Source organism: Kitasatospora sp. NPDC043950 (assembly GCF_056435345.1).
Map to the genome: position 1 here is coordinate 1 of NZ_JBWKER010000071.1, position 23,274 is coordinate 23,274.

Annotated in this window: 18 protein-coding genes; 5 read left to right on the plus strand and 13 right to left on the minus strand. The window is 73.2% G+C overall.

Annotated elements, in window-relative coordinates:
- Positions 1-300: 300 nt before the first annotated feature.
- The 4 genes from AC07BF_RS33375 to purD form a co-directional block, all read right to left on the minus strand.
- Positions 301-1,200, minus strand: coding sequence for a phosphoribosylaminoimidazolesuccinocarboxamide synthase (locus AC07BF_RS33375; RefSeq protein ID WP_363579831.1), 900 nt, complete (start codon positions 1,198-1,200; stop codon positions 301-303).
- Between the two features lie 73 nt (positions 1,201-1,273).
- The gene (locus AC07BF_RS33380) at positions 1,274-2,887 is read right to left on the minus strand and encodes a N,N-dimethylformamidase beta subunit family domain-containing protein (protein ID WP_363579832.1); all 1,614 of its coding nucleotides are present in this window, start codon (positions 2,885-2,887) and stop codon (positions 1,274-1,276) included.
- A 219-nt stretch (positions 2,888-3,106) separates the two neighbouring features.
- A complete protein-coding gene (locus AC07BF_RS33385) occupies positions 3,107-4,690 on the minus strand; it encodes a hypothetical protein (RefSeq protein ID WP_478318183.1) in 1,584 nt (527 codons plus the stop codon).
- A gap of 532 nt (positions 4,691-5,222) precedes the next feature.
- Positions 5,223-6,470 carry a phosphoribosylamine--glycine ligase gene (gene purD / locus AC07BF_RS33390; protein WP_363579834.1) on the minus strand — a complete coding sequence of 416 codons (1,248 nt, stop codon included), beginning with the start codon at positions 6,468-6,470 and terminating at the stop codon, positions 5,223-5,225.
- Positions 6,471-6,837: 367 nt separating this feature from the next.
- Between purD and AC07BF_RS33395 the strand changes: the two genes are divergently transcribed.
- Entirely contained in the window at positions 6,838-7,623 is a 786-nt protein-coding gene (locus AC07BF_RS33395) for an SLATT domain-containing protein (protein ID WP_363579835.1), read from the plus strand.
- A 145-nt stretch (positions 7,624-7,768) separates the two neighbouring features.
- Here the strand turns inward: AC07BF_RS33395 and AC07BF_RS33400 are convergent, their stop codons facing one another.
- The 3 genes from AC07BF_RS33400 to AC07BF_RS33410 form a co-directional block, all read right to left on the minus strand.
- A complete protein-coding gene (locus tag AC07BF_RS33400) occupies positions 7,769-8,416 on the minus strand; it encodes a hypothetical protein (protein WP_350876643.1) in 648 nt (215 codons plus the stop codon).
- A 115-nt stretch (positions 8,417-8,531) separates the two neighbouring features.
- Positions 8,532-9,626: a GntR family transcriptional regulator gene (locus tag AC07BF_RS33405; protein ID WP_478334336.1), complete on the minus strand. Its 1,095-nt coding sequence runs from the start codon at positions 9,624-9,626 to the stop codon at positions 8,532-8,534.
- Between the two features lie 180 nt (positions 9,627-9,806).
- Entirely contained in the window at positions 9,807-10,604 is a 798-nt protein-coding gene (locus AC07BF_RS33410; RefSeq protein WP_063348508.1) for a carbon-nitrogen family hydrolase, read from the minus strand.
- Between the two features lie 173 nt (positions 10,605-10,777).
- Here AC07BF_RS33410 and AC07BF_RS33415 point away from each other — a divergent pair, with 173 nt between their 5' ends.
- Positions 10,778-11,599 carry a maleylpyruvate isomerase family mycothiol-dependent enzyme gene (locus tag AC07BF_RS33415; RefSeq protein WP_400985539.1) on the plus strand — a complete coding sequence of 274 codons (822 nt, stop codon included), beginning with the start codon at positions 10,778-10,780 and terminating at the stop codon, positions 11,597-11,599.
- Between the two features lie 439 nt (positions 11,600-12,038).
- Complete coding sequence (locus tag AC07BF_RS33420) at positions 12,039-12,887, plus strand: BRO-N domain-containing protein (protein WP_478334337.1); 849 nt, start codon at positions 12,039-12,041, stop codon at positions 12,885-12,887.
- Positions 12,888-12,935: 48 nt separating this feature from the next.
- Here the strand turns inward: AC07BF_RS33420 and AC07BF_RS33425 are convergent, their stop codons facing one another.
- The 6 genes from AC07BF_RS33425 to pdhA form a co-directional block, all read right to left on the minus strand.
- The gene (locus AC07BF_RS33425; protein ID WP_363579839.1) at positions 12,936-14,306 is read right to left on the minus strand and encodes an MFS transporter; all 1,371 of its coding nucleotides are present in this window, start codon (positions 14,304-14,306) and stop codon (positions 12,936-12,938) included.
- Between the two features lie 130 nt (positions 14,307-14,436).
- The gene (locus AC07BF_RS33430) at positions 14,437-15,669 is read right to left on the minus strand and encodes a M64 family metallopeptidase (RefSeq protein WP_363579840.1); all 1,233 of its coding nucleotides are present in this window, start codon (positions 15,667-15,669) and stop codon (positions 14,437-14,439) included.
- 176 nt (positions 15,670-15,845) lie between these two features.
- Positions 15,846-17,069, minus strand: coding sequence for a benzoate/H(+) symporter BenE family transporter (locus AC07BF_RS33435; protein WP_363579841.1), 1,224 nt, complete (start codon positions 17,067-17,069; stop codon positions 15,846-15,848).
- Positions 17,070-17,429: 360 nt separating this feature from the next.
- Positions 17,430-18,863 carry a dihydrolipoamide acetyltransferase family protein gene (locus tag AC07BF_RS33440; RefSeq protein WP_363579842.1) on the minus strand — a complete coding sequence of 478 codons (1,434 nt, stop codon included), beginning with the start codon at positions 18,861-18,863 and terminating at the stop codon, positions 17,430-17,432.
- A gap of 15 nt (positions 18,864-18,878) precedes the next feature.
- The gene (locus tag AC07BF_RS33445) at positions 18,879-19,853 is read right to left on the minus strand and encodes an alpha-ketoacid dehydrogenase subunit beta (protein WP_063348502.1); all 975 of its coding nucleotides are present in this window, start codon (positions 19,851-19,853) and stop codon (positions 18,879-18,881) included.
- Positions 19,853-21,007, minus strand: a complete 1,155-nt coding sequence (gene pdhA, locus AC07BF_RS33450) for a pyruvate dehydrogenase (acetyl-transferring) E1 component subunit alpha (RefSeq protein WP_400804257.1) — start codon at positions 21,005-21,007, stop codon at positions 19,853-19,855. The genes AC07BF_RS33445 and pdhA overlap by 1 nt, the downstream gene beginning before the upstream one ends.
- A 426-nt stretch (positions 21,008-21,433) precedes the next feature.
- Between pdhA and AC07BF_RS33455 the strand changes: the two genes are divergently transcribed.
- Together AC07BF_RS33455 and AC07BF_RS33460 are read left to right on the plus strand one after the other, a co-directional pair.
- Positions 21,434-22,093 carry a response regulator transcription factor gene (locus tag AC07BF_RS33455; protein ID WP_350876661.1) on the plus strand — a complete coding sequence of 220 codons (660 nt, stop codon included), beginning with the start codon at positions 21,434-21,436 and terminating at the stop codon, positions 22,091-22,093.
- A gap of 67 nt (positions 22,094-22,160) precedes the next feature.
- Positions 22,161-23,261 (plus strand): phosphotransferase, encoded by a 1,101-nt coding sequence (locus AC07BF_RS33460; protein WP_363579844.1) that lies wholly within the window; start codon positions 22,161-22,163, stop codon positions 23,259-23,261.
- Positions 23,262-23,274: the final 13 nt, after the last annotated feature.

Consider the following 23,274-nt stretch of genomic DNA (forward strand, 5'->3'; position numbering starts at 1 on the left):
TGCGGGTCGTACGCCGCCAGGTCCCCGCCCAGGCGGCGCTTTCCCCCCGGCACACTCGCCAGGGCGCTGACCCGCACCCTGGCTGAGATCACCGAACGGCTCCTGCCGCCACGGCGCCGGCGATCCTGCCCCCGCGTCATCAAACGCAAGATGTCCAACTGGCCCCTCAAACGCTCCCAACACCGCAACTGGCCGCCACCAGAACCGGCGACAGTCACCATCACCCAGCCAGGAGCAACCTAAAGTCACCGGCATTGGATCTAGGTCCGAACACGGGCACGGCTCGCGGGCGGCCGGGCGTCAGGCCCAGGCGGTGCCGGTCAGCCGCTCGTACACCTCGATGTACTTGGCGCGGGTCTGCTCGACCAGCTCGGCCGGCAGCTCCGGCGGCGGCTGCTCGCTGTAGCGGTCCCAGCCGGAGGCCGGGGAGACCAGCCAGTCGCGGATCAGCTGCTTGTCGAAGGACGGCTGCGAGCGGCCGGGCCGCCACTCGTCGGCCGGCCAGTACCGGGAGGAGTCCGGGGTGAGCACCTCGTCGCCGATCAGCAGCTCGCCGTCCAGCAGGCCGAACTCGAACTTGGTGTCGGCCAGGATGATGCCGCGGTCGCGGGCGATGTCCCGGGCCCGGCCGTAGACGTCCAGGGTGGTGCGGCGCAGCTGGGCGGCCAGGTCGGCGCCGATCCGGCGGGCGGTCTCCTCGTAGGAGACGTTCTCGTCGTGCTCGCCGACCTCGGCCTTGAGCGCCGGGGTGTAGATCGGGGCGGGCAGCTCGGAGCTGTTCTCCAGGCCCTCCGGCAGGGCGATGCCGCAGACCGTGCGGTTCTCCTGGTACTCGGCCAGGCCGGAGCCGGCCAGGTAGCCGCGGGCGACCGCCTCGACCGGGACCATGTCCAGGCTGCGGCAGATCAGCGTGCGGCCCTTCCAGTCGGCGGGGGCGCCGGACGGGACCTCGGTGGAGATCACGTGGTTGGGGACGATGTCGGCGATCCGCTCGAACCACCACAGGGACAGCTGGGTGAGGACGCGACCCTTGTCGGGGATCTCGTTCGGCAGCACCCAGTCGTGGGCGGACATCCGGTCGCTGGCGACCATGACCAGCTCGCCCGACTCGGTCCGGTAGAGGTCGCGCACCTTGCCGGTGTGCAGGTGGACCAGGCCGGGCACCTGGACCGGCTCGGGCTTGGTGACAAATCCGCTCAAGGTGTCTCAGTCCTCAGGGGTCGTTCGCGGGCGTGGGGCGCGCGAAAGGGGAGGTCACTGCCCCCGCAGTCTTTCACGAACCCCCGAGGCCCCGTTTCTGGCCGAGGGCGGCCCCGTTCCGGGTGAGGGAGGCCCGGCCGAAGGAGGCCTCGTTCTTGCCGAGGCGGTCGAGCAGGTTGGCGGTGGCCCGCTGGATCCGCTCGTCGGTGAGGCCGGGGCGGCCCAGTGCGGGCGACCAGGCGAAGGTGCCGGCCGCGAACACGTACGCGCCGCTGGGCGCCCGGTACAGCGAGGTCTCCTGGTAGCGGGTCCGGCCGGCGAGGTCCTGGTACGGCGAGTGTGCGAGCAGCACCCGCTCGGTGTGCTCGGGCAGCGCCACCTTGGGGTAGTAGCGGTCGGCTTCGCCGGCGACCAGGCCGGGCAGTTCGTCGCCCTCCTGCAAGCCGGTGCCGTCCCAGAGCCAGTGCGCGGTGTGCCGGGCGATCAGCGGGACGGGCGCGGCGACCCGGCCCGAGTACTGCAGGCCGAGCACCTGCTGCTCGGGCTCGCCGGCGTCCCGCCACAGCGCGCTGGCCGAACCGGGCACCCCGGCGGCCGAGCTACCCGGCTGGACCTTCTGCCGCTTGCGGCAGTTGAGCAGCCGGTTGGGTTCGCCGGAGGCGGCGGCGGTCAGCTCGACCCGCCAGTACATGGTGTTGGCGGACAGGAACACCAGCGAGGTGCCGTCGTCCCTGGCCTGCTCGACGGCCCGGCGCATCGGCTCGGACCAGTACTCGTCGTGGCCCGGGAAGATCAGCGCCCGGTGCCGCCCCGGGTCGACCAGGCCCGCGTGCAGGTCGGTGGCGGTGGCGTAGGAGAGGTCGTAGCCGTAGCGCTCGGCCCAGCGGATGAAGTCGTACGCGTGGCCGACGTGCAGCGGCAGCCCGGCGGTGGCGTGCGGGCGGTCGAAGGAGACCGTGACGGCCGCCTCCGGTTCGCCGACCAGGCCGCCCCGGCCGTCCCAGGCGTGGTAGAGGCTGGCGCCGCTGCGGCCGTCCTCGGGGAACAGGTTGTAGGCCTGCCAGGTCACGTCCGGGACCACCAGGAGCAGTTCGGCGGCGTGCTCCCGGTCCTCGAAGTCCCGGACGGTGAACGGGATGTGGCTGCGGTGCAGCATGTCCGCGGTGGTCAGCACGGCGACGTACGCGCCGGGCTTCCAGTGCACCGGGATCTGCAACCGCCAGGAGTGCCACCAGTGGTGGCAGGAGACCGTCCGCTCGACCACCAGCGGGGCGGGCTGGGCCAGCCCGGCGATCAGCGGGCTGGACGTCATGTGGCGGGCGCCGTCGCCGCCGTAGTGGCCGATCCGCCAGACGTCCACGGTGAACTCGCGGGGCGGGTTGACGGTGACCCGGAAGTCCACCGAACCGCCGGGGCGGATCACCCCGGCCGAGGCGAAGCCCTTGATCTGCTGGTCCACGTCGTTGGCGCTCTGCGGGGTGCCGACCGGCGGCTTGGGCCGGGCGCCGGCCGCCAGCGGCCGCTGGCCGGGCGCGTCCACCGAGACGTACCAGGGGACGGCGCCCTCGGCGCCGGCCAGGTACTGGTCCGGGCTGCGCAGCCAGGGCAGTGGGCCCTGGCCGAAGGGGTCGGAGACGCTGTAAGCGTGCGTTCCGGACTCCCAGCGGCGGTTGAGTTCCGTGCCCACGCGCCCCTCCCAGGTGCACTTCCGCCCGGTTGGCACGTGCCCCCCGGATGTGCGTGCGGTCTAATACACCACAGAGTGCTGGCGCTCCGTCACCCTGCGGTCGCAATTGGCGCCGGGAATCTCACGCCCTCCCCCGGCCGGGCCTCCGGCCTGCGGAGACGGCCGCCCGCCGGTCGGTTTGGGGGCGCGCGCCGGAGCGCCGAGCGCCGCCTGTCCGGCTCACAACCGGACGGGTTTCTCCAGACGGACGTCGGCGGCGTCCAGCCAGGCCCGCAGCGGGCCGTCCTGGCCCTGCTCGACGGCCTGGGCGACCGGCCCGGCCAGGTCGGTGCGGCGGATCCCGCCCAGCAGCAGCACCGGACCGTCCAGCCAGTCCAGGCCGGGCGCGCCGCCCGCGGTGTCGACGGCGGCGCAGCAGACCATCGCGGTGACGTGGTCGACCAGCAGGTCACGGCCGCTGCGGGCGGTTTCGAGCAGCGGGGCCGGGGCGGTGGTGCGGGCCAGCTGGGCGGCCAGCGCCGCGGCCAGCTGCTCCCCCTCGCCCTCGGCGAGCCGGACCAGCAGCCGGGTGAGCGTCGGGGAGCCGGGGCGGGCCTGGGGGGCGAGCCGGTCCAGGGCGGTCTGGAGAGCGGCGGCGCGGGCCCGCCAGCCGGCGTCCACCACGTCGGCCGGGTAGTCGGTCCACTCCAGCTCGTGCCAGCCTCCGGCGGCCGGGCTGCCGAAGAACAGCTCGGCGGCGAGCCGGGAGACCGCCCGGTCGACGGTGCCGGGCTCCTCCAGCAGGTCGCAGGCGGGGCGGTCGCCGAGCCGGGTGCCGTAGCCGTCGGCCAGGCGGTCGCGCCGGGACAGCTCGGTGAGGGCGGAGACGACGCCGGCGTTGAGGTGGGCGGGGTGGCGGCCGAGCCGCCAGGCGGGCAGCGCGACCCGGGTGAGCAGCCGGTCCCAGCCCGCGTAGGCCAGGCCGACCTGCTCCTGGGCGGCGATCCGCAGGCCGTAGTCGACCGTCCTGGCCTGCTCGGAGGCCCAGCTCGCCACGGAGCGCTCCAACTCGGCGGCGTGGCCTCGGCAGGCGCCGAGCAGCCGGCGGGTGATCCCGCGGGTGATCCGCTCGGCGAGCGCGGCCGGACCGCGGCGGGGCGGCCGGGGCGGGCCCGCCAGGGTGCCGCCGCCGAGGCCGGGGGCGGCACCCTGGCCGGAGTCCAGGCTGGCGTCCAGGCTGCGCAGGAAGCGGCGGGCGGCGGCGATCTCCGGGTCGGCGGAGGCGGCGGTGCCGGCCACCACGGGGGCGAGCAGGGCGCGCAGTTCGCCGGCCCGCATCCACCACAGGAACGGCGAGCCGATCACCAGGACCGGGCCCGGCGGCTCGGGGTGCGCCCGGAACGGGCGGGCCCGCCGCACCGGGGGCACGTCCTCCAGCCAGCTGTCGCAGTCCGGGGTGAGGGCCACGGTGGAGGGCGCGGGCACGTCCAGCCGGTCGGCGAGTTCGTCGATCAGCCGGTACAGCTCGGGTGCCTCGGCGCGTTTCAGCGGAACGGCCGGGGTCCGGGGCGGGACGGCCCGGTGGTAGGCGCGGGCGGTCAGCCCGGCCACCAGGAGCGTCAGCGCGGCCACCGCGCAGACCACCCAGCGGGCGGCGTCCCACCCGACGGCGTCGGAGGAGCCGGGTGCGCCGATCCGCCCGGTGAACCGGCCCGCGAGCAGGACCACCGCGACGGCGGCGGGCATGGCGGCGGCGGCCAGGGCGAGACCACGGACCCGCAGGACCGCCTGGGCGTGAGCGCGCGCGGTGTCGACTGCGGCCATACGGTGCGGCACCCCCTTCGGAGCCCTCGGGCGCCCGGCGACGGGCCCTGAGCCGACTCGAAACGATCAGTTCCGACCGGGAAGCGGAGGCGTCCGATCCCCGGTAGTGCATGCTGTGTGGCGCTTCTGCCATGTTCGACGCACCGGCCCGAGTGGGTGTTCCGGATCGCCCCGGTTTCCACTCGTCCCGGTGACACCGCCCGGATTCCGGACGGTCACGACCGGTCCGGTGCGAAGCACCCGGGCACCCGCCCGGCCGGACGCCGTCCAGCATCCCCCCGTGGGAACACCGCTACCCGGCGGCGACCCCGGCGCACGGCCACGTCGCACTGCGATCCAGCGCACCATAAGGCCGGGCGCCCGGCTACGTCAGCCGGATGCGGGTGCTGTCACCCGATGGGCTGGAATCCGGCCGCCGAACGGTGCGCCGGCCCCCGGAGTCACTCCCGCCCCGGAAACGCCGCAGGGCGCTGCGTCCATGGGGGGAAATCCCACGGTGCGCGGCGCCCTGCGGGCGGAGGCGGGGCAGGCCCTACTCGGTGGCTGCCTTCAGGGCGATGTCGGTGCGGTGCTGGCCGCCCTTGAGGGCGATCCGGTCCACGGCGGCGTACGCGCGGTCGCGCGCCTCCACCAGGTCGGCGCCGGTCGCGGTGACCGACAGGACGCGGCCGCCGGCGCTCAGCACCCGGCCGTCCTCGTCGGCCCTGGTACCGGCGTGCAGGACGAACGCGGTGCCGTCGGCCTCGGCCTCGGCCAGGCCCTCGATCGGGTCACCGGTGCGCGGCGCGGCCGGGTAGCCCTCGGAGGCGACGACCACGGTGACGGCCGCGCCCTCGTCCCAGCGCAGCGGCTCCAGCTGGTCCAGAGTGCCGGTGGCGGCGGCCAGCAGGACGGCGGCCAGCGGGGTGCGCAGCCGGGCCAGCACGACCTGGGTCTCCGGGTCGCCGAAGCGGGCGTTGAACTCGATCACCCGGGTACCGCGCGAGGTGAGCGCGAGGCCCGCGTAGAGCAGGCCGGAGAACTCGGTGCCCCGGCGGCGCAGCTCGTCGACGGTCGGCTGCAGGACGCTCCGCTGGACCTCCTCGACCAGCCCGGCGGGCGCCCACGGCAGCGGCGAGTAGGCACCCATGCCACCGGTGTTGGGGCCCTCGTCGCCGTCCAGCGCGCGCTTGAAGTCCTGCGCGGGCTGGAGCGGGACGACGGTGGTGCCGTCGGTGATCGCGAACAGCGACACCTCGGGGCCGTCCAGGTACTCCTCGATGACCACGCGCTCGCAGGAGGCGGCGTGCGCCAGCGCGGCCGCGCGGTCGGAGGTGACCACCACACCCTTGCCGGCGGCCAGGCCGTCGTCCTTGACCACGTACGGCGCGCCGAAGGCGTCCAGCGCCTCGGCGGCCTCGGCCGGGGTGGTGCAGACGTAGGAGCGGGCGGTGGGCACGCCGGCCCCGGCCATCACGTCCTTGGCGAAGGCCTTGGAGCCTTCCAGTCGGGCGGCTTCGGCGGACGGGCCGAACACCGGGATGCCGGCCGCGCGCACGGCGTCGGAGACGCCCGCGACCAGCGGGGCCTCCGGGCCGACGACGACCAGGGCAGCGCCGAGCCGCACGGCCAGGTCGGCGACCTGCGCGCCGTTCAGCTGGTCGACCGGGTGGACCGTCGCCACCTGTGCGATCCCGGCGTTGCCCGGGGCACAGTGCAGCTCGGAGACGGCGGGATCTTGGGACAGAGAGCGGCACAGGGCGTGTTCGCGGGCGCCGCCGCCGATGACGAGGACCTTCACGCTTGGCAAGGGTAGTCGGTGGCCAGTTCCGGCCGCTCTCCGGTCCCGTCCGATCCTCCAGTCGGGGCGGTCCGTACGCCGAGGATGTCGGAGAAACCTCCAACTCGGACCGGCTCGGTGCGCACCGGGTGCCCGAGTCAGGACGGCGGGTCACCGGACCCTCCCTCGGACGGGTGAAATCTCGCCGACCCCCGCATCCCTTCCACCCCGGGTTCCGGTGGCCGAATCCGGTAACGATCACCGGGGAAGCGACCCCATGGTCAGCCATTTGGCGGTAAGAAGTGCTGTTGGACAACCAACGGCAGACGTCGCGTCAGCCGATGGACCGCCAGACCCAGCAGTCCGCCCGCCACAGGGAGCCCCACAGGTGAGCCAGCCGGAAATGCAGCCCGAGGAGAGTGCCTGGGGCAAGGAGATCGGCGAGGAGGACCCGCCCGCCGCGACCATCGCCCGCCAGGCGTCCACCCGCCGACGGACCGATCTGAGCACTCGACAGTTCCCGCTCGGGGACTGGGGCGAGCCGGCCGAGCGCCTGGAGGAGCTGTACCGCTGGTCCGAGGAACGGGCGGTCGAGGCGATCGAGTGGTACCGCAAGGACCGGATCTGGAAGCGCCGCTGGGCGCGCCTGCTGCGGTTCGGCACGGCCGGCTTCGCGGTGGGCGGGGTGACCGCGCCGCTGGTCGACCTGACCGGCGCGGTCTCGCACGGCACCAGCTGGGGCTACGTCGGCCTGGCGCTCGCCGCCGCCTGCCACGGCACCGACCGGGTGTTCGGCCTCACCTCCGGCTGGATGCGCGACGTCAGCACCGCGCAGGCGCTGCAACGCCGGCTGGAGGCCTTCCAGTTCGACTGGGCGTCGGAGTGCGTGCGCGAGGTGCTCGGCCCGACCGAGGGCACCGCGGGCGAAGCCGCCGAGCGCTGCCTCGGCGTGCTGCGCCGGTTCTGCGAGGACGTCTCGGACATGGTCCGCACCGAGACCTCGGAGTGGATGCTGGAGTTCCGCGCGTCCATGACCCAGCTGCCCACCCAGGCCCCGGGCACCTGGGGCGGGCGCAGCGAGAGCGGGGTGGGCGCCCAGGTGCGGGTGCTGCCGCCGCCGGGCACCCGGCCCACCATGCCGCGCCAGCGGCCGCCGGAGGGGCCGCTGCGGTAGCGGGCGGGAAGGCGGGCCGCCTGCCGTGGCGGGCGGGCCGGTGCGGCGCCCGGGCGGACGCGGCGGGAGGGTACGGCGCCCGGGCAGACGCGGCGCCCGGGCGGATGCGGCGGGCGACGCCTCGGGCAAAAGGCTGCCGGACGCCTCAGGCGAAGACCACCATCGAGCCCTGGGCGAGGCTGCGGGTCGCCGCCGCGTACAGGCCCGCCCAGGCGTGCCGCTCGCGGGCGAAGGGGTGCAGGTCGTCCAGCGGCGGCCCGAACGGCTGCTCCAGGCCGGTCGGGCCGAGCGGCCGGGTCGGGTCCGGCGGGTTGAGCGGGTCGAGGCCCAGCGCCGGGGCGACGGCCTGCAGTTCGCGCAGCAGCCCGTGGCTGGAGCCGAGCGGACCGCCGGAGGCGAGCAGCGCGTCGTCCACCAGCGGCGCCGGGAACTCTATCGGCACGTAGGCGCCCGCGTGGTCGAAGTGCCAGACCAGGTGCGACTGTTCGGCACTGCTCTCGAACATCTCCAGCAGCTGCTCGTAGTCGCCGCCGAGCGAGTCCACCGGCGTGATGTCCAGCCCGGTGAGGCCCAGCAGGTAGGCACGGCGCAGGAAGTGCAGCGAGTCGTAGTCGAAGGCGGCTATCGGCTCGACCGCCCCGCTCAGCCCCGGGACGTACTGGTAGACCGGCACCTCTGGCAGCCCGCGGGAGGCCAACACCGCGTTGTAGAGGGCGAGATCGTCCCTGAAGGGATTGTCGGGGCTGTGGCTCAGCACGTCCACGAGCGGGACGAGCCAGAGGTCGCAGGCCATGGCCGGCAGTTCCTCTCCGGGCGACGGGGTCGCCCGCAGGGCGGGACGACGACGGGGGCGGGGTCGGTACCCGGACGGCCGTTGTGCGGGACGCCCGGTTCGACGACCGCCCACCCTACCGGCCCGGGGCCGGGCGCGGGTCGGGCCGTCCCTGCGGTGCGTCCGGGGGCGGTTCGGGCAGCCGCCGGCCGAACCGGCCGTACGGCACCGAGCGCGGCTGCGGCACCAGGCCGAGGCCCAGCCCGAGTTCGCGGCCGAGCTCCCGGCCGACCTCCTCGCCCGGCCGGCGCCGGCCCCTCCCGACCTGGTCGAACGCCTGGCCGGGGGCCGGTTCGGCCGCCACCGGCGGGGCTTCGGGGGACGGGGCCGGCGGCACGGGCGCGCCGTCCAGGAGCCCGCCGCCACCGGGTCCGCCGCCACCGGGCTCGCCGTCCAGGGGTTCGCTATTCAGGGGATCGCTATTCAGAGGATCGCCGTCCAGGGGTTCGGTGAGCAGCCCCAGCACCGTCACCGACTCCAGCGGCCGCCCGGCCAGCCCGGCCAGCAGCCGGGCGGTGTACAGGTTGTACTCGCAGATGATCCGGTGCGCGCCGACCAGGTCCCGCGCGCCGATGGCGTCGACCAGGTCGAGGTGGCGGTCCCAGCAGACCTCGGCCAGAACGGGCAGCTCCCGCAGGTAGGGCGCGGCGAACATCCACGACTGCACCCGCAGCCAATCCAGGTAGTCGCCGATCCGGCGGTTGCCGATCAGCGCGGCGACCTCCTGCCAGAACCGGCGGTCGCAGCCCACCATCACGTCCAGGTTCCCGGCCCGGGCGGCCCGGACCGCCGCGTCGGCCCGGCGGCGCAGCGAGGGCAGCCTGGCGAGGTCCGGCAGCGCCCTGCGTGCGGAGAACTGGCGGTAGTAGCTGTCGGTGACCAGCACCCGGGACTCGAAGATCTCCAGGAAGTCGTCCCAGCCCAGCTCGGGCACGGTGAACCCGCGGTGGTGCTCGGCCCGCAACAGCCCCTGCGCACCGAGGTCGACCAGCGCCTCGCGGGCCGGGGTCGCCGAGACGCCGTACAGCTCGGCGATCTCCTTGACGGTGAAGTTGCGGCCGGCCGCCAACCGGCCGGCCATCATCTCCTCGCGCAGCGCACCGGCGATCTGCTCGCGCAGGCTGTTGCGCTGGATGACGGGACGGGTGTCGCCTGCGCCGTTGCCGGGCATGCGCGCAACCTCCTGGGGCGGGCCGATCAGGCCGCCCCTCGGCGGACCGGCCAACGAGCGGCGGGGAACACGACGAGTGCTCATCTTCTCAAACCCGCCCCGAGAAGGTACAAACCAACCCCCCGGAGGCCCCGGCGCCCCCGGACGCCCCCGCCCGGACCGGACCGGGGCGGGCCAGGATCAGCGCTGGACCGGCGCGGGGATCCCCAGCAGGCGGTCCCGCAGCACCGGGAACTCCTCGCGGGCCTTGCCCACCTCGGCCGGATCGAACTCGACGGTCAACACCTGCTCCTCCGTGCCGGCCTCGGCCAGCACCCGGCCCCACGGGTCCACCACGATGCTGTGCCCGGCCTGCTCGACCCCGGCGTGCGTCCCGGCCGTGTTGCAGGCCAGCACGAACGCCTGCTCCTCCACCGCGCGCGCCCGCGCCAGCAGCGTCCAGTGCTCGCGCCGCCGGGCCGGCCAGGCCGCCGGAACCACCAGCAGCTGCGCGCCGGCGTCCAGCAGCGCCCGGAACAGCTCCGGGAAGCGCAGGTCGTAGCAGGTGGCCAGGCCCAGGGTGGCGAAGTCGGTGGCCGCGGTGACGATCTCCTGCCCGGCGCCCATCACCACCGCCTCGCCGCTGTCGAAACCGAAGCGGTGGATCTTGCGGTAGGTGTGCACCAGCTCGCCGTCCGGGGCGAACAGCAGCGAGGTGTTGTAGATCGGCCCGTCCGGGTCGCGCTCGACGATCGAACCGGCGTGCAGCCAGACCCCGGCCGCCCGCGCGGCCGCCGCCATCGCGTCCGAAGTGGGCCCGTCCAGCGTCTCGGCGCCGTCCGACCACAGGTCGTAGGCGAAGCCGCCGAGCGGCCACAGCTCCGGCAGGACCACCAGGTCCGCGCCCTGCTGCGCCCGGACCAGCGCGGCGGCCCGGGCCCGCCGTTCGGCGGGCGGCTCGGCGTCGGAGACCCCGAGTTGGATCAATGAAGCGCGCACAGTACCACCGTCCACGGCAAGAGACCTACGATCGTCACCCGAAAGCGCTGCCCAGCTGTCTCCCGGCAGCGTAACGTGCGGTTAGCGTGTGCGCCTGGAAGCCGGACCATCCCGGCCGACCGGGGAGGCCGGGCGCAGAGGGCAAGGAAGCTGACGGAGGGCCGGAGATTCCCGTGACGGACAACCAGACCGTGCAGGCTTACACGGAGGCGTGGGCCCAGAGCATCGAGTCCATATCGGAGCTGGTCGCCCCCCTCCCCGAGGGCTCCTGGAACCGGGCCACCGAATGCCCCGGCTGGTCGGTCCGGGACGTCGTCTCGCACATCATCGCGGTCGAGTCCGAACTCCTCGGCGACCCCCGCCCGATCCACTCCCTGCCGCGTGACCTTCGCCACGTCACCACCGACTTCGCCCGCTACATCGAACTGCCGGTCGACAAGCGCCGCTGCCACACCGCTCTGGAGATGACCAGCGAGCTGGAGTACACGATCATCCGCCGCTCCCGGGCACTGCGGAACGCCAAGCAGACACCCCTGGAGCCGGTGCGCTGGCCGGCCGGCCCGAACAGCCGCGACGTGCCGTACCACGAGCTGCTGCGCCTGCGGGCCTTCGACGTCTGGGTGCACGAGCAGGACCTGCGCCGGGCCCTGGACACCCCCGGCAACCTCGACTCCCCGGCCGCCCTGATCGCCCGGGACGTCCTGCTGGGGCTGCTGCCCAAGGCCGTCGCCCACCGGGCCGGCGCCCCGGCCGGGACGGCCATGGTCCTGGACGTCACCGGCCGCGTGGAGTTCCTGCGCACCGTCCGGGTCGACTCGACCGGCCGCGGCACCGTCGACGAGTCGATCAGCCTGGCCCCCGACGTCCAGCTCACCATGGACTGGGAGACCTACCTCCGACTCGCCTGCGGCCGCGGCCGCCCCGGCCCGGTCACCATCGACGGCGACAAGGAACTCGCCGAACGCGTCCTGTCCGCCTTCGCGGTCACCATCTGACCCCAGCCACCCCACAGCGCACGCCACCCGGCGTACACGCACGAGTGCGCGCCGGGTGCCGAGTCATGGGCCGGCGTAATCCGCCCGACGCCGTCAAGAGGTTGGAGACCCACCAGCACCGCACCGTCGACCTGTGGTCGGTAACCATCGCCAAAAGCGATGGTTACGACGTTTCAGCAGGTCAGAAACCCTACGCCCCCGCCGCCTCAACCTTCCGGCACAGGTCCAGGAACTCGCCGACCGCGTCCTGTCCGCCTTCGCGGTCACCATCTGACCCCAGCCACACCACAGCGCACGCCACCCGGCGTACACGCACGAGTGCGCGCTGGGTCGGCACCACTCGTGCATCCATCCGTCAATCCAGCACCAGCACCTCACCCGTTCGACCTCGTTGTTCTGGGCGCTCCCGCCACCACCCGGAAGAAGGAGGGGCGTCCCCATGGACGACGAACAGCAACAGATGGTCCTGGTCCGGTCGAGCTTCCCGGTCACGGGGCAACCGATCAGAGTCGTGATGATCGACGGACAACCGTGGTTCGTCACGGCGGACGTGTGCCGAGTCCTGGGTCGAGGAAACCCGACAGATACCGTCAAGGTGCTGGAACACCATCAGCACCGTGTCGTCGACCTACGGTCGGTAACCCTTGTTCGGAACAAGGGTTACCGGATTCCTACAGGTCAGAAAGCCTATCGTCGAGGGAATCCACTACTCGGCGTGGTGAGCGAGGCAGGTCTGTACGGCCTCCTCATGCGGTCGGACAAGGACACGGCCAGACCGTTCCGAGAATGGGTTACCGACGAGCTGATCCCCTCCGTCCGTCGCGGGGACACCGACATCCCCGCCCAGCAACGGCGGATGGCGGAGACCCTGGCAGAGGCGATCGGACAACAGGTACGGATCGTCGCCGAGATCGACCACGAGGACTGGCCCGGCCTGACCGTCCACTCGGACGGAACGGTCCACTGCCAGCACGGCGAGATGGTCCTCCACCTGCCGAGCCGGGAAGAGGACAGCGGACCACCGTTCGGCGCCTACTTCGCCTGTCCGGGCGAAGAACGAGTCGGAATCCGGGCCAGCCGAATCGTCCCCGGCTGCCCCAAACTGAAGCTCGTGGACCTGATCCGCATGCGGCGCGAAGCCGCCGAGCAGCCGACCCGACCGGGGGCGCATCCGGCTCGCACACCGATGATGCCGCCGGAGGGCACGGTGCTCTGTGTGATCGACCGGGTCCAGCTCTACGGACGGCCGCCAGAGATCACCGAGGTGCTCCGGGGCATCGGGCTGTAGCGGCGGGAAACCATCACCCAAAGCAATAGTTTCGACGCCCTTCGCAGGTCAGAGCCCCTTCTCCTCCGCCGCGACCTTGCGGCGCAGGCGCAGGATCATCACGGTGCCGACCGCCAGCGGGACGTACTGCCAGCAGAACGCCCAGCGGAAGGCGTCGGCCGAGTAGGAGTCGGTGCCGGCCGGGGAGAGGCCGTCCAGGAGGACGCCGATGCCGAAGAGGGTGATCATCGTGCCGATGAAGCCGCCCATGTTGACGATCCCGGAGGCGGTGCCGAGGCGCTCCACCGGGTTGCTGGCGCGGGCGTAGTCGAGGCCGACCAGTGAGGCCGGGCCGTTGCTGCCCATCACCACGATGATGGCGGACAGCAGCCAGATCGGCGGGTGTCCGCCGGGCCAGGCCAGGACCAGCGCCCAGCCGAGGGCGGTGGCCGTGATGACGGTGAGGACGATCGGCATCCGGGCCCGCGCCGAGACGGAGAGCACCCGGCCGAACAGGAAGCCGAAGGCCATGTTGCTGAGCACCAGCAGGGTCAGCAGTCCGCCGGCCGCGGCCCGGGAGAGGCCCTGCGCCTCCACCAGGTAGGGCAGGCCCCAGAGCAGGCCGAAGGCGTTGCCGGGGAACTGGGTGGTGAAGTGCACCCAGAGCCCGAGCCGGGTGCCCGGTTCGCGCCAGCACGCGCGGACCTGCCGGCCGACGTTCGGCCGCGGCGCGGGCGGGTGTTCGACCGGCCGTACGGCCGCCGCCGGCGCCTCCTTGAGGAAGAGCGCGACCAGCGCGAAGACCGCGACGCCGAGCAGGGCGATCGCGGTGAAGGTGGGCGTCCAGCCCTCGCGGTGCAGGGCCTGTGCGAGCACCACGGTGGTGATCAGGTTGCCGCCCATTCCGGCGAGGCCGGTCAGCTGGGCCACGAACGGGTTCCGGGCGGCGGGGAACCACCGGGCGGCGAGCCGCAGCACGCTGATGAAGGTCATCGCGTCGCCGCAGCCGAGCACCGCCCGGGAGGCCAGCGCCGGGGCGAAGGAGGAGCTGAACGCGAAGGCCAGTTGGCCGAAGCTCAGCAGGACGACGCCGAGCAGCAGCACCCGGCGCGGCCCGATCCGGTCGACGAGCAGGCCGACCGGTATCTGCATGGCCGCGTAGACCAGCACCTGGAGGATCGAGAAGGTGGAGAGCGCGGAGGCGCCGATGCCGAAGCGGTCGGCGGCATCCAGTCCGGCCACGCCGAGGCTGGTGCGGTGGATCACCGCGAGGATGTAGACGCTGACGCCGATGGACCAGGCCAGCCAGGCCGCGCGCCCGCCGGGCGGGGACGGTGCGGGGGCGGCGGACGGCGTCGGGGCGACCGGCGGCGTCGGGTCGGCGGTTCGGGGAGCGGGGACGGACAGGGGTGCGGCTGAGCGGGCGGGCTCCACGGTCATAGTGCGACCAGACTAGTCATCCCATGATGGGACGCCCAGTGCGGGGTGCGGTCGATCGTCCACGGACCACGGACTCCACGGACCACGGATTCCACGGGGCGCGGACTCCACGGATTCCGCGGACCGGGCGTCAGCCGGTCACCGTCCAGGACACCGACCGGGTCATGTAGCGGTCCCGGAAGGCCTCGTCCCGCACCCAGTCGGTGGTGTCCCGGACGGTCGCCGTGACGGTGGCCGTCCGGCCCGGGGCCAGGTTCAGCTGGTCGGTGTCCAGCCAGGAGCCGTCGGCGGCCTGCGGCGTCACCGCGACGCCGTCCACCTTCCACTCGACCTTCAGCTGTCGCGGGCCGGTCAGCGGCACCGGCCGGACGTTCAGCCGGGGCCGCCCGCTCACCTCGCCGGGCGGCGGCGACGGGGTGTCGGTGGGCCGGATCCTGCGGTACAGCTCCTCCATGATCGCCTCGCGCGACGGCAGGTTGTAGGCGCTGCCCAGGGTGCGCATCACCGAGTCGGGGGTGGGCCGGTAGAGGCCGTTGGCGCTGCGGTAGGCGCCGACCGTCCCGGCGCCGTCCGGGGACTCCGCGCCCAGCCAGCGCCACCACTTGGTCTGCTTCTTGCGCATGTCGTCGGCGTCGAGGGTGGCGAGGTTCGGGTACTCGGCGTCGTCCGGGGCGCTGTCGTACTCGTCGCCGAGGTCCCCCACGGTGTGGCCGATCTCGTGCTGGATGATCCGCCCGGCGTCCGGGCTGCCGCCGGCCAGGGTGGTCACCCCGGTACCACCGGCGCCGCCGTACTCGGTGGAGTTGGCCAGGGCTATCAGGTACTGCGGCCCGGAGCTGTCGCCCGCGTACCGGGCGGTGGCGGCCTCGTCGGCGCAGAGCAGCCGGGCGGTGCCCTCGCACCAGAAGTGCATGCCGAGCGGGGTGGCGGGGTTGCGGCCGCGGCTCTCGGTCTCGGCTATCCCGGAGACCGGGGAGACCACTTCGACCCGCCGTATGTTGAAGAACCCCTGGTAGGTGCGGAACGGCTCGATGGCCATCAGCGCGTGCCAGGCCCGGTCGACCTGCTGTCGGAACAGGTCCTGTTCGGCGGCCGTGTAGCCGTCGCCGAGCAGGACCAGGGTGATCCGGTTGGCCGGGTCCCCGGTGCGGCGTATGTCGACGGTGGGCGCGGCCGTGACGGGCCGGCGGTCGGCGCGCTGTGCGCTGTGCGGCGGGACCGCCCGGTCGGCGGGGGCGCCCGGCCCGATCACACCGAACGGCGAGGGGCCGACCAGCTCCAGGGCGGCGGGGAGTACGGCGGTGGACACCAGCACGAGCGCGGCCAGACTCCGAACGAGACGGCCAGGGTTGCCAGGTGGCATGCGGGTGCGTCCTCGGGGTTCCGGTCACCCGGCGTAGCCCGGGTGGTGGAGCGAAGACGTACCCGGACGGGTGTGTCACCCCTACCGCGCGCCGAAAAAGTCACCGACCTGGCCGAATGACCCTCACCACACCAGTCATCCCAATGACTGGAATGTGGCCGATGACAGGCCCCTCGTCAGCGCCTGCGGAGGTTCAGCACCAGGTGGGTGCCGAGGCCGAACAGCAGGCCCCAGAAGGCCGAGCCGATCCCGAACAGGCTCATCCCCGAGGCGCTGGCCAGGAAGGTCACCACCGCCGCGTCCCGCCCCCGCTCGTCCGCCACCGCCGCCGCCAGGCTGCCCTGCAGCGAGGCCAGCAGGGCGACCCCGGCGATCACCGCGATCAGTTCCTTCGGCAGGCCGGTGAACAGGCTCACCAGCACCCCGCCGAAGCTGCCCACCAGCACGTACAGCACGCCCGAGGACATCCCCGCGACGTAGCGGCGGCGCGGGTCGGGGTGGCTCTCCGGGCCGGAGCAGATCGCCGCCGTGATCGCCGCCAGGTTCACCCCCGGCGAGCCGAACGGCGCCAGCAGCAGCGACACCACACCGGTCGACCCGATCAGCAGCCGGTCGTCCGCCCGGTAGCCGAAGGCTCGCATCACCCCGAGGCCCGGTGCGTTCTGCGAGGCCAGCACCACGATCGTGAGCGGCAGCGCCAGCCCCACCGTGGCCGCCCAGGAGAACGCCGGCACGGTGAACACCGGCCGGGTCGGCCCGCCCGAGCCCAGGTGCAGCGGGAGTCCGACGGTCAGCGCCGCCAGCACCCCGCCCACCAGCAGCGCCACCGGGACGGCGTACCGCGGGGCCAGCCGCTTGGCCAGCAGGAAGGCCGCGAGGCTGCCCACCACCAGCACCGGCGCGCCGTGCACGGCGCCGAAGATCCCGGCGCCGAAGGAGAACAGGATGCCCGCCAGCATCGCGTTGACGATCCCGGTCGGCACCGCCGCGATCAGCCGGCCGAACCAGCCGGTGACCCCGAAGAGCGTCACCACCACCGCGCTCACCAGGAACGCCCCCACCGCCTCCCGGTACGGGTACGCGCCCAGGCTGGTCACCAGCAGCGCGGCGCCCGGGGTGGACCAGGCGGTGATCACCGGGGTCCTGGTCCACCAGCTCAGCGCGAAGCCGCTCAGCCCGCTGCCGATGGCCACCGCCCAGATCCAGGACGCCGTGTGCGCCGCGTCCAGCCGCCCGGCGGCCGCCGCCGCGAGCACCACCACCAGCGGACCCGAGAACGACACCGCGATGCAGACCAACCCCGCCAGCAGCGCCGGCCCCGACACGTCCCGCCGCAGCGACCGACGCTCCCCGCCCCCGCCCGGCACCGTCTCCGGTCGGACCGTCAGCTCTTCAGTCATTCCGGAAGTATCCCGAACGCCGCGCCGGGGGCTCACGGAAAAGTCTTTGAAACCACCTGCAACCCCCGGCGAGGATGCACGTCTGTACGGATGAAGGCACGGGGGGCGCGACCGGCGGGGCCGGGGCGCTTCCGCCCCGCCCGGAGCGGGCCCGTCGTCCTCGCCCAGCCACGCCGTCAGACCCATGACCCCGGGGAGTCACGTCATGCGCGCGTCCGTCATCGGCTGGTCCTGATCGCCGCCCGCCGGCCTCGCCCCCAGCGACGGCCGACGGGCGGGCAGAAGCGGAGGGGCCTTCCCCCACACGGCGGTGTGGGGGAAGGCCCCTCCGTGGCTTCCCGTTCGTGACGTCCCGGGCCGTCAGCCCCAGGTGATCAGGCGCTTCGGGCGCTCCAGCAGCGCGGCCACGTCGGCCAGCACCTTGGAGCCCAACTCCCCGTCCACCAGGCGGTGGTCGAAGGAGAGCGCCAGCGTGGTCACCTGACGCGGGACGACCTTGCCCTTGTGCACCCACGGCATGTCCCGGATCGCGCCGACGGCGAGGATCGCGGCCTCGCCGGGGTTGAGGATCGGGGTGCCGGTGTCGACGCCGAAGACGCCGACGTTGGTGATGGTGATGGTCCCGCCCTGCATGTCGCCCGGCGAGGTCTTGCCCTGGCGGGCGGTGTCGATCAGCTCGCCCAGCGAGACGGCGAGGCCCGTGAGGGTCTTGCCGCCGGCGTCCTTGATGTTGGGGACGATCAGACCGCGCGGGGTGGCCGCGGCGATGCCGAGGTTCACCTGGCCCTTGATGACGATCTCCTGGGCCGCCTCGTCCCACTGCGCGTTGATCTCGGGGTGCCGCTTGACCGCGGTGAGCAGCGCCTTGGCGACCAGCAGCAGCGGGCTGATCCGGACGTCCCGGCCCAACTCGCCGCTCTCCTTGAGCCGGCGGACGAACTTCATCGTGCGGGTCACGTCGACCTGGACGAACTCGGTGACGTGCGGGGCGGTGAAGGCCGAGGCCACCATCGCCTGCGCGGTCGCCTTGCGGACGCCCTTGATCGGCACCCGGACGTCGCCCGCCACGGTGACCGGCGCCGGCACCGCCGCCGCGACCGGCCCGGCCTCGACCGGCGCCGCCGGGGCGGCCTGCGCGGTGGCCAGGGCGGACGCGTGGGCGTGCACGTCCTCGCGGGTGATCACGCCGTCCCGGCCGGTCGGGACGACCGCGCGCAGGTCGATGCCGAGGTCCTTGGCCAGTTTGCGCACCGGCGGCTTGGCCAACGGCCGCTCCCCGGCGGGATGTTCGGCCAGGACGGACGAGGCGGGCGCGGCCGACACGACCGGAGCGGCCGGCACGACGGGCGCGGCCGGAGCCGGCGTCGCGGTGACGGTCTTCGTGGTCGTGCGCCGGGCCCGGCGCTGGGCGGTGCCGGTGCGCGGGCCGTAGCCGACCAGCACCTCGCGCCGCTCGGGCTCGGCCGGTTCGGCCGGCGCGGCGGCGGCGACGGGTGCAACAGCAGCAGCGGCGACAGGAGCCGCGGCCCCGGCCTCCCCGGCGACCGCGACCGAGATGATCACGGTGCCGACGTCGACCGTCGCGCCCGCGGGGAAGAAGAGCTGATCGACGACCCCGTTGAACGGGATCGGCAGCTCCACCGCCGCCTTGGCGGTCTCCACCTCGCACACGACCTGCCCGTCGGTGACGGTGTCACCCGGCTTGACGTACCAGCTGAGGATTTCGGCCTCGGTCAGGCCCTCGCCCACATCGGGCATCTTGAACTCGCGGAGCGAGCGAACTTCGGTGGTCATCTTCGCTCCCCCGGATCAGTACGCGAGTGCGCGGTCGACGGCGTCGAGCACGCGGTCCAGGTCGGGGAGGAAGGCCTCCTCGACGCGGGACGGCGGATACGGCGCGTGGTAGCCGCCGACCCGCAGGACGGGCGCCTCCAGGTGGTAGAAGCACCGTTCGGTGAGCCGGGCGGCCAGTTCGGCACCCATGCCCAGGAAGACCGGCGCCTCGTGCACCACGACGGCCCGCCCGGTGCGCTTGACCGACTCCTCCAGGGTGGTGAAGTCCACCGGGGAGAGCGAGCGCAGGTCGACGACCTCCAGTCGGCGGCCGTCCTCCTCGGCGGCCGCGGCGGCCTCCAGGCAGACCTTGACCATCGGGCCGTAGGCGAGCAGCGTGGCATCGGTGCCGGAGCGCACGATCCGGGCGTCGTGCAGTCCGAGGTCGGCGGCGTCGCCGACCTCGCCCTTGTCCCAGTACCGGCGCTTGGGCTCCAGGAAGACCACCGGGTCGTCCGAGGCGATGGCCTGCCGCAGCATCCAGTGCGCGTCGTGCGCGTTGGACGGGCTGACCACGCGCAGGCCCGCGGTGTGCGCGAAGTACGCCTCGTGCGACTCGCTGTGGTGCTCGACCGCGCCGATGCCGCCCGCGAAGGGGATGCGGATGGTGACCGGGAGCTTGATGTTCCCGAGCGCGCGGGCGTGCATCTTGGCCAGCTGGGAGACGATCTGGTCGAAGGCCGGGTAGACGAAGCCGTCGAACTGGATCTCCACCACCGGGCGGTAGCCGCGCAGCGCCAGGCCGATCGCGGTGCCGACGATGCCGGACTCGGCGAGCGGGGTGTCGATCACCCGTCCCTCGCCGAAGTCCTTCTGCAGGCCGTCGGTGATCCGGAAGACGCCGCCGAGCTTGCCGATGTCCTCGCCCATCAGGACGGTCTTCGGGTCGCTCTCCAGCGACTTGCGCAGCGCGCCGTTGAGCGCCTTGGCAATGCTGAGCTGACCGGCCATCAGAGGTTCTCCCCCGCCTCGAAGGAGGCCGCGTACTGGACGTACTCGGCCCGTTCCTCATCGACCAGCGCGTGCGGCTCGCTGTACACGTGGTCGAAGATCAGGGTCGGGTCCGGGTCGGGCATGCCGCGCACGCCCTCGCGCACCCGCAGCCCCAGCCGCTCGCTCTCGGCGTCGATCGCGGTGAAGAACTCCTCGTCGGCCAGGCCCTCCTTCTCCAGGAGGGCGCGGAGCCGGGCGATCGGGTCCTTGGCCTTCCAGGCCTCGGTCTCCTCGGTGGGCCGGTAGCGGGTGGGGTCGTCGGAGGTGGTGTGCGCGCCCATCCGGTAGGTGAACGCCTCGATCAGCACCGGGCCGTTGCCGCTGCGGGCGTGGTCGAGCGCCCAGCGGGTGACGGCCAGGCAGGCCAGCACGTCGTTGCCGTCGACCCGGACGCCGGGGAAGCCGAAGCCGGAGGCGCGGCGGTACAGCGGGATCTTGGTCTGGGTGGTGGTGGGCTCGGAGATCGCCCACTGGTTGTTCTGGCAGAAGAACACCACGGGCGCGTTGTAGACCGAGGCGAAGGTGAAGGCCTCGTTGACGTCGCCCTGGCTGGAGGCGCCGTCGCCGAAGTAGGCGATGACCGCGTCGTCGGTGCCGTCCTTGCTGATGCCCATCGCGTAGCCGGTGGCGTGCAGGGCCTGCGCGCCGATCACGATGGTGTACAGGTGGAAGTTCTTCTCGTTCGGGTCCCAGCCGCCGTGGTTCACGCCCCGGAACATGCCGAGCAGGTTGAGCGGGTCGACGTCGCGGCACCAGGCGACACCGTGCTCGCGGTAGGTGGGGAAGGCGTAGTCGCCGGTGCGCATGGCACGGCCGGAGCCGACCTGGGCGGCCTCCTGGCCGAGCAGCGAGGCCCACAGGCCCAGCTCGCCCTGGCGCTGGAGTGCGGTGGCCTCGCCGTCGAACCGGCGGACCAGCACCAGGTCGCGGTAGAGGGCGCGCAGCTCCTCCGGGGTGGTGGTGAGCGGGTAGTCCGGGTGCTCGACCCGTTCGCCTTCCGGGGTGAGCAGCTGTACGAGCTCCGGCTGGGTGTCCTTCCCCGTGGCGCGGAGGGTGTCAGGGACGCCGGGGGCCGCCTTCTTGCGGGCCCTCGCCGTGCTTTTGACGGTCACGTTCACTCCTCGGTCTGTCCGGCCGCCCGGGGTCGCCGGTGACCGGTCCGGTCACCGCCTCGCGGGGCGCGCGTGGGTGTGCGCTCCTACTGCGGGGCAGGTGGTGATCCTGTTCCGACGGCGTCCCTCACGAGAACGTTACCCAGCGTCCGCCCTTGGCGCGCTTGCGCTAGGACGTCCTACTTGTTCAGGGCTTACAACCCCGAGGGTGCCGCGGGCAGCGCGCCGTCGGAAGGGTGGGGGTGACGGACCGCGTGACGCAGCTCTCAATTCGGGCGCCTTCAGGACACCAGCGCACGTTATCCGGGCGCGAGCCCGTACGTAAGGGGGTTCTCGGTATCGGTTTTGGACCGCCCCGGCCGGACCGCCTGACTGCGGCACCAGGGACGATAGGTCTTCCGTACGGTGATATGGGAGGCTTTGGACGTGACTGATAACGGACAAATCAGGGTTTTCCTGCTCGACGATCACGAGGTTGTCCGGCGGGGCGTGCACGACCTGCTCTCGGTCGAGGACGACATCGAGGTGGTCGGCGAGGCCGGCACCGCCGCCGAGGCGCTCACCCGGATCCCGGCGGTCCACCCCGACGTCGCGGTGCTCGACGTCCGGCTGCCGGACGGCAACGGGGTCGAGGTCTGCCGGGAGATCCGGTCCCGGCTGCCGGAGATCAAGTGCCTGATGCTGACCTCGTTCTCGGACGACGAGGCGCTGTTCGACTCGATCATGGCGGGCGCGTCCGGCTACGTCCTGAAGGCGATCCGCGGCACCGACCTGATCACCGCCGTCCGGGACGTCGCGGCCGGCAAGTCGCTGCTCGACCAGGTCGCCACCAGCCGGGTCCTGGCCCGGCTGCGCGACGGCGGCGAGAAGGAGGACGAGCGGCTGGCGCAACTCACCAAGCAGGAGCGCCGGATCCTCGATCTGATCGGCGAGGGGATGACCAACCGTCAGATCGGCAACGAGTTGCACCTGGCCGAGAAGACGGTGAAGAACTACGTCTCCAGTCTGCTCGCCAAGATGGGAATGGAGCGACGCACCCAGGCGGCGGCCTTCGTGGCGCGGCACCAGGCGGACCAGCAGCACTGATCAGAACAGCGATCACAGAACTGACGACTTGTCAAGGGCCCCCGCACGGGGGCCCTAACCTCTGGCTGTGACTTTCAGCCAGACCCTCTCCTGTTCCCCGGCCCGCCCCGACCTCTCCGCGCCGCCGATAGGGACCCTCAGTCCGCCCGTCCCGCGCGCCGCACTCGCCGAGGTCCTGGGCCGCTATCGGGTGGGGGGACTGCTGACCGCCGAACCGGTCGCCGAAGGCCTGCTGAACCGCGGGTACCGGGTCACCACCGAGACCGGCGCGTACTTCCTGAAGTGCTACGTCGACGCCGCCACCGCCAGCCGCCCGAAGATCGTCGCCCACCACCGGGCGATGGCCGGGCTCCAGGCCCTCGGACTGCCCGTCGCACCCCCGCTGACCTGCGCCGAACGAGCCGGCACGGTGGCCGGCTACGGCGGCCGGCTGTTCGCGCTGTTCCCCTGGGTGGATGGCCGACACCGGCACGGTACCGACCTCTCCCCGCCGCAGTGCGACGCGCTCGGCGCGCTGCTCGGCCGACTGCACGGCGCGCTCGACGACGTATGCGCCCCCTTCGAACAGCCCCCCGGCTACCGCACCGCCGACCCCCTCGACAGCGCCGACCTCGCCCGCGACCTGCGGCGCCACGCCCGCGCCCACCGCCCGTACGGCGACCTGGACGCGCTGGTCGAACGGAGGCTCACCGAAAGGCTGGAACTGCTCGCCGAACACGCCCACCGCCGCCCCGCCCCGCAGACCGCCCCGCCCACCGGCTGGACCCACGGCGACTTCCACGGACTCAACCTGCTGTACGGCGACGGCCCCGACGGCGGCCCGGTCGCGGCCGTCCTGGACTGGGACAAGCTCGGCCCACAGCCGCGCGCCGAGGAGGCCGTCCGCGCCGCCACGCTGCTCTTCAACGACCGGGCGTCCGGCACCCTCGACCTGGTGCGGGTCCGCCACTACTCGCAGTCCTACCGGGCCACCGGAGCCGCCACCGCCGAACACCTGGCCGCCGCCGTCCACCGGGTCTGGTGGGAGCGGCTGAACGACTTCTGGATGCTCCAGTGGCGCTACCAGCGGGCCGACCACCGGGCCGACCCGCTCTACCCCGCCTCGGCCGGCCAGTTGACGTGGTGGTGCCAGGAGTACGAACAGGTCCTGGACGCCTTCGCCAACTGACCGGTGTCAGCGC

Excerpts from the sequence above, each read along its gene's own strand:
- AC07BF_RS33440 (WP_363579842.1), bottom strand. The coding sequence starts at position 18,863 with ATGACCACCGAAGTTCGCTCGCTCCGCGAGTTCAAGATGCCCGATGTG.
- AC07BF_RS33400 (WP_350876643.1), bottom strand. The coding sequence starts at position 8,416 with ATGGCCTGCGACCTCTGGCTCGTCCCGCTCGTGGACGTGCTGAGCCAC.
- AC07BF_RS33425 (WP_363579839.1), bottom strand. The coding sequence starts at position 14,306 with ATGACCGTGGAGCCCGCCCGCTCAGCCGCACCCCTGTCCGTCCCCGCT.
- AC07BF_RS33430 (WP_363579840.1), bottom strand. The coding sequence starts at position 15,669 with ATGCCACCTGGCAACCCTGGCCGTCTCGTTCGGAGTCTGGCCGCGCTC.
- AC07BF_RS33435 (WP_363579841.1), bottom strand. The coding sequence starts at position 17,069 with ATGACTGAAGAGCTGACGGTCCGACCGGAGACGGTGCCGGGCGGGGGC.
- AC07BF_RS33445 (WP_063348502.1), bottom strand. The coding sequence starts at position 19,853 with ATGGCCGGTCAGCTCAGCATTGCCAAGGCGCTCAACGGCGCGCTGCGC.
- AC07BF_RS33420 (WP_478334337.1), top strand. The coding sequence starts at position 12,039 with ATGGACGACGAACAGCAACAGATGGTCCTGGTCCGGTCGAGCTTCCCG.
- AC07BF_RS33385 (WP_478318183.1), bottom strand. The coding sequence starts at position 4,690 with ATGGCCGCAGTCGACACCGCGCGCGCTCACGCCCAGGCGGTCCTGCGG.
- AC07BF_RS33405 (WP_478334336.1), bottom strand. The coding sequence starts at position 9,626 with ATGCCCGGCAACGGCGCAGGCGACACCCGTCCCGTCATCCAGCGCAAC.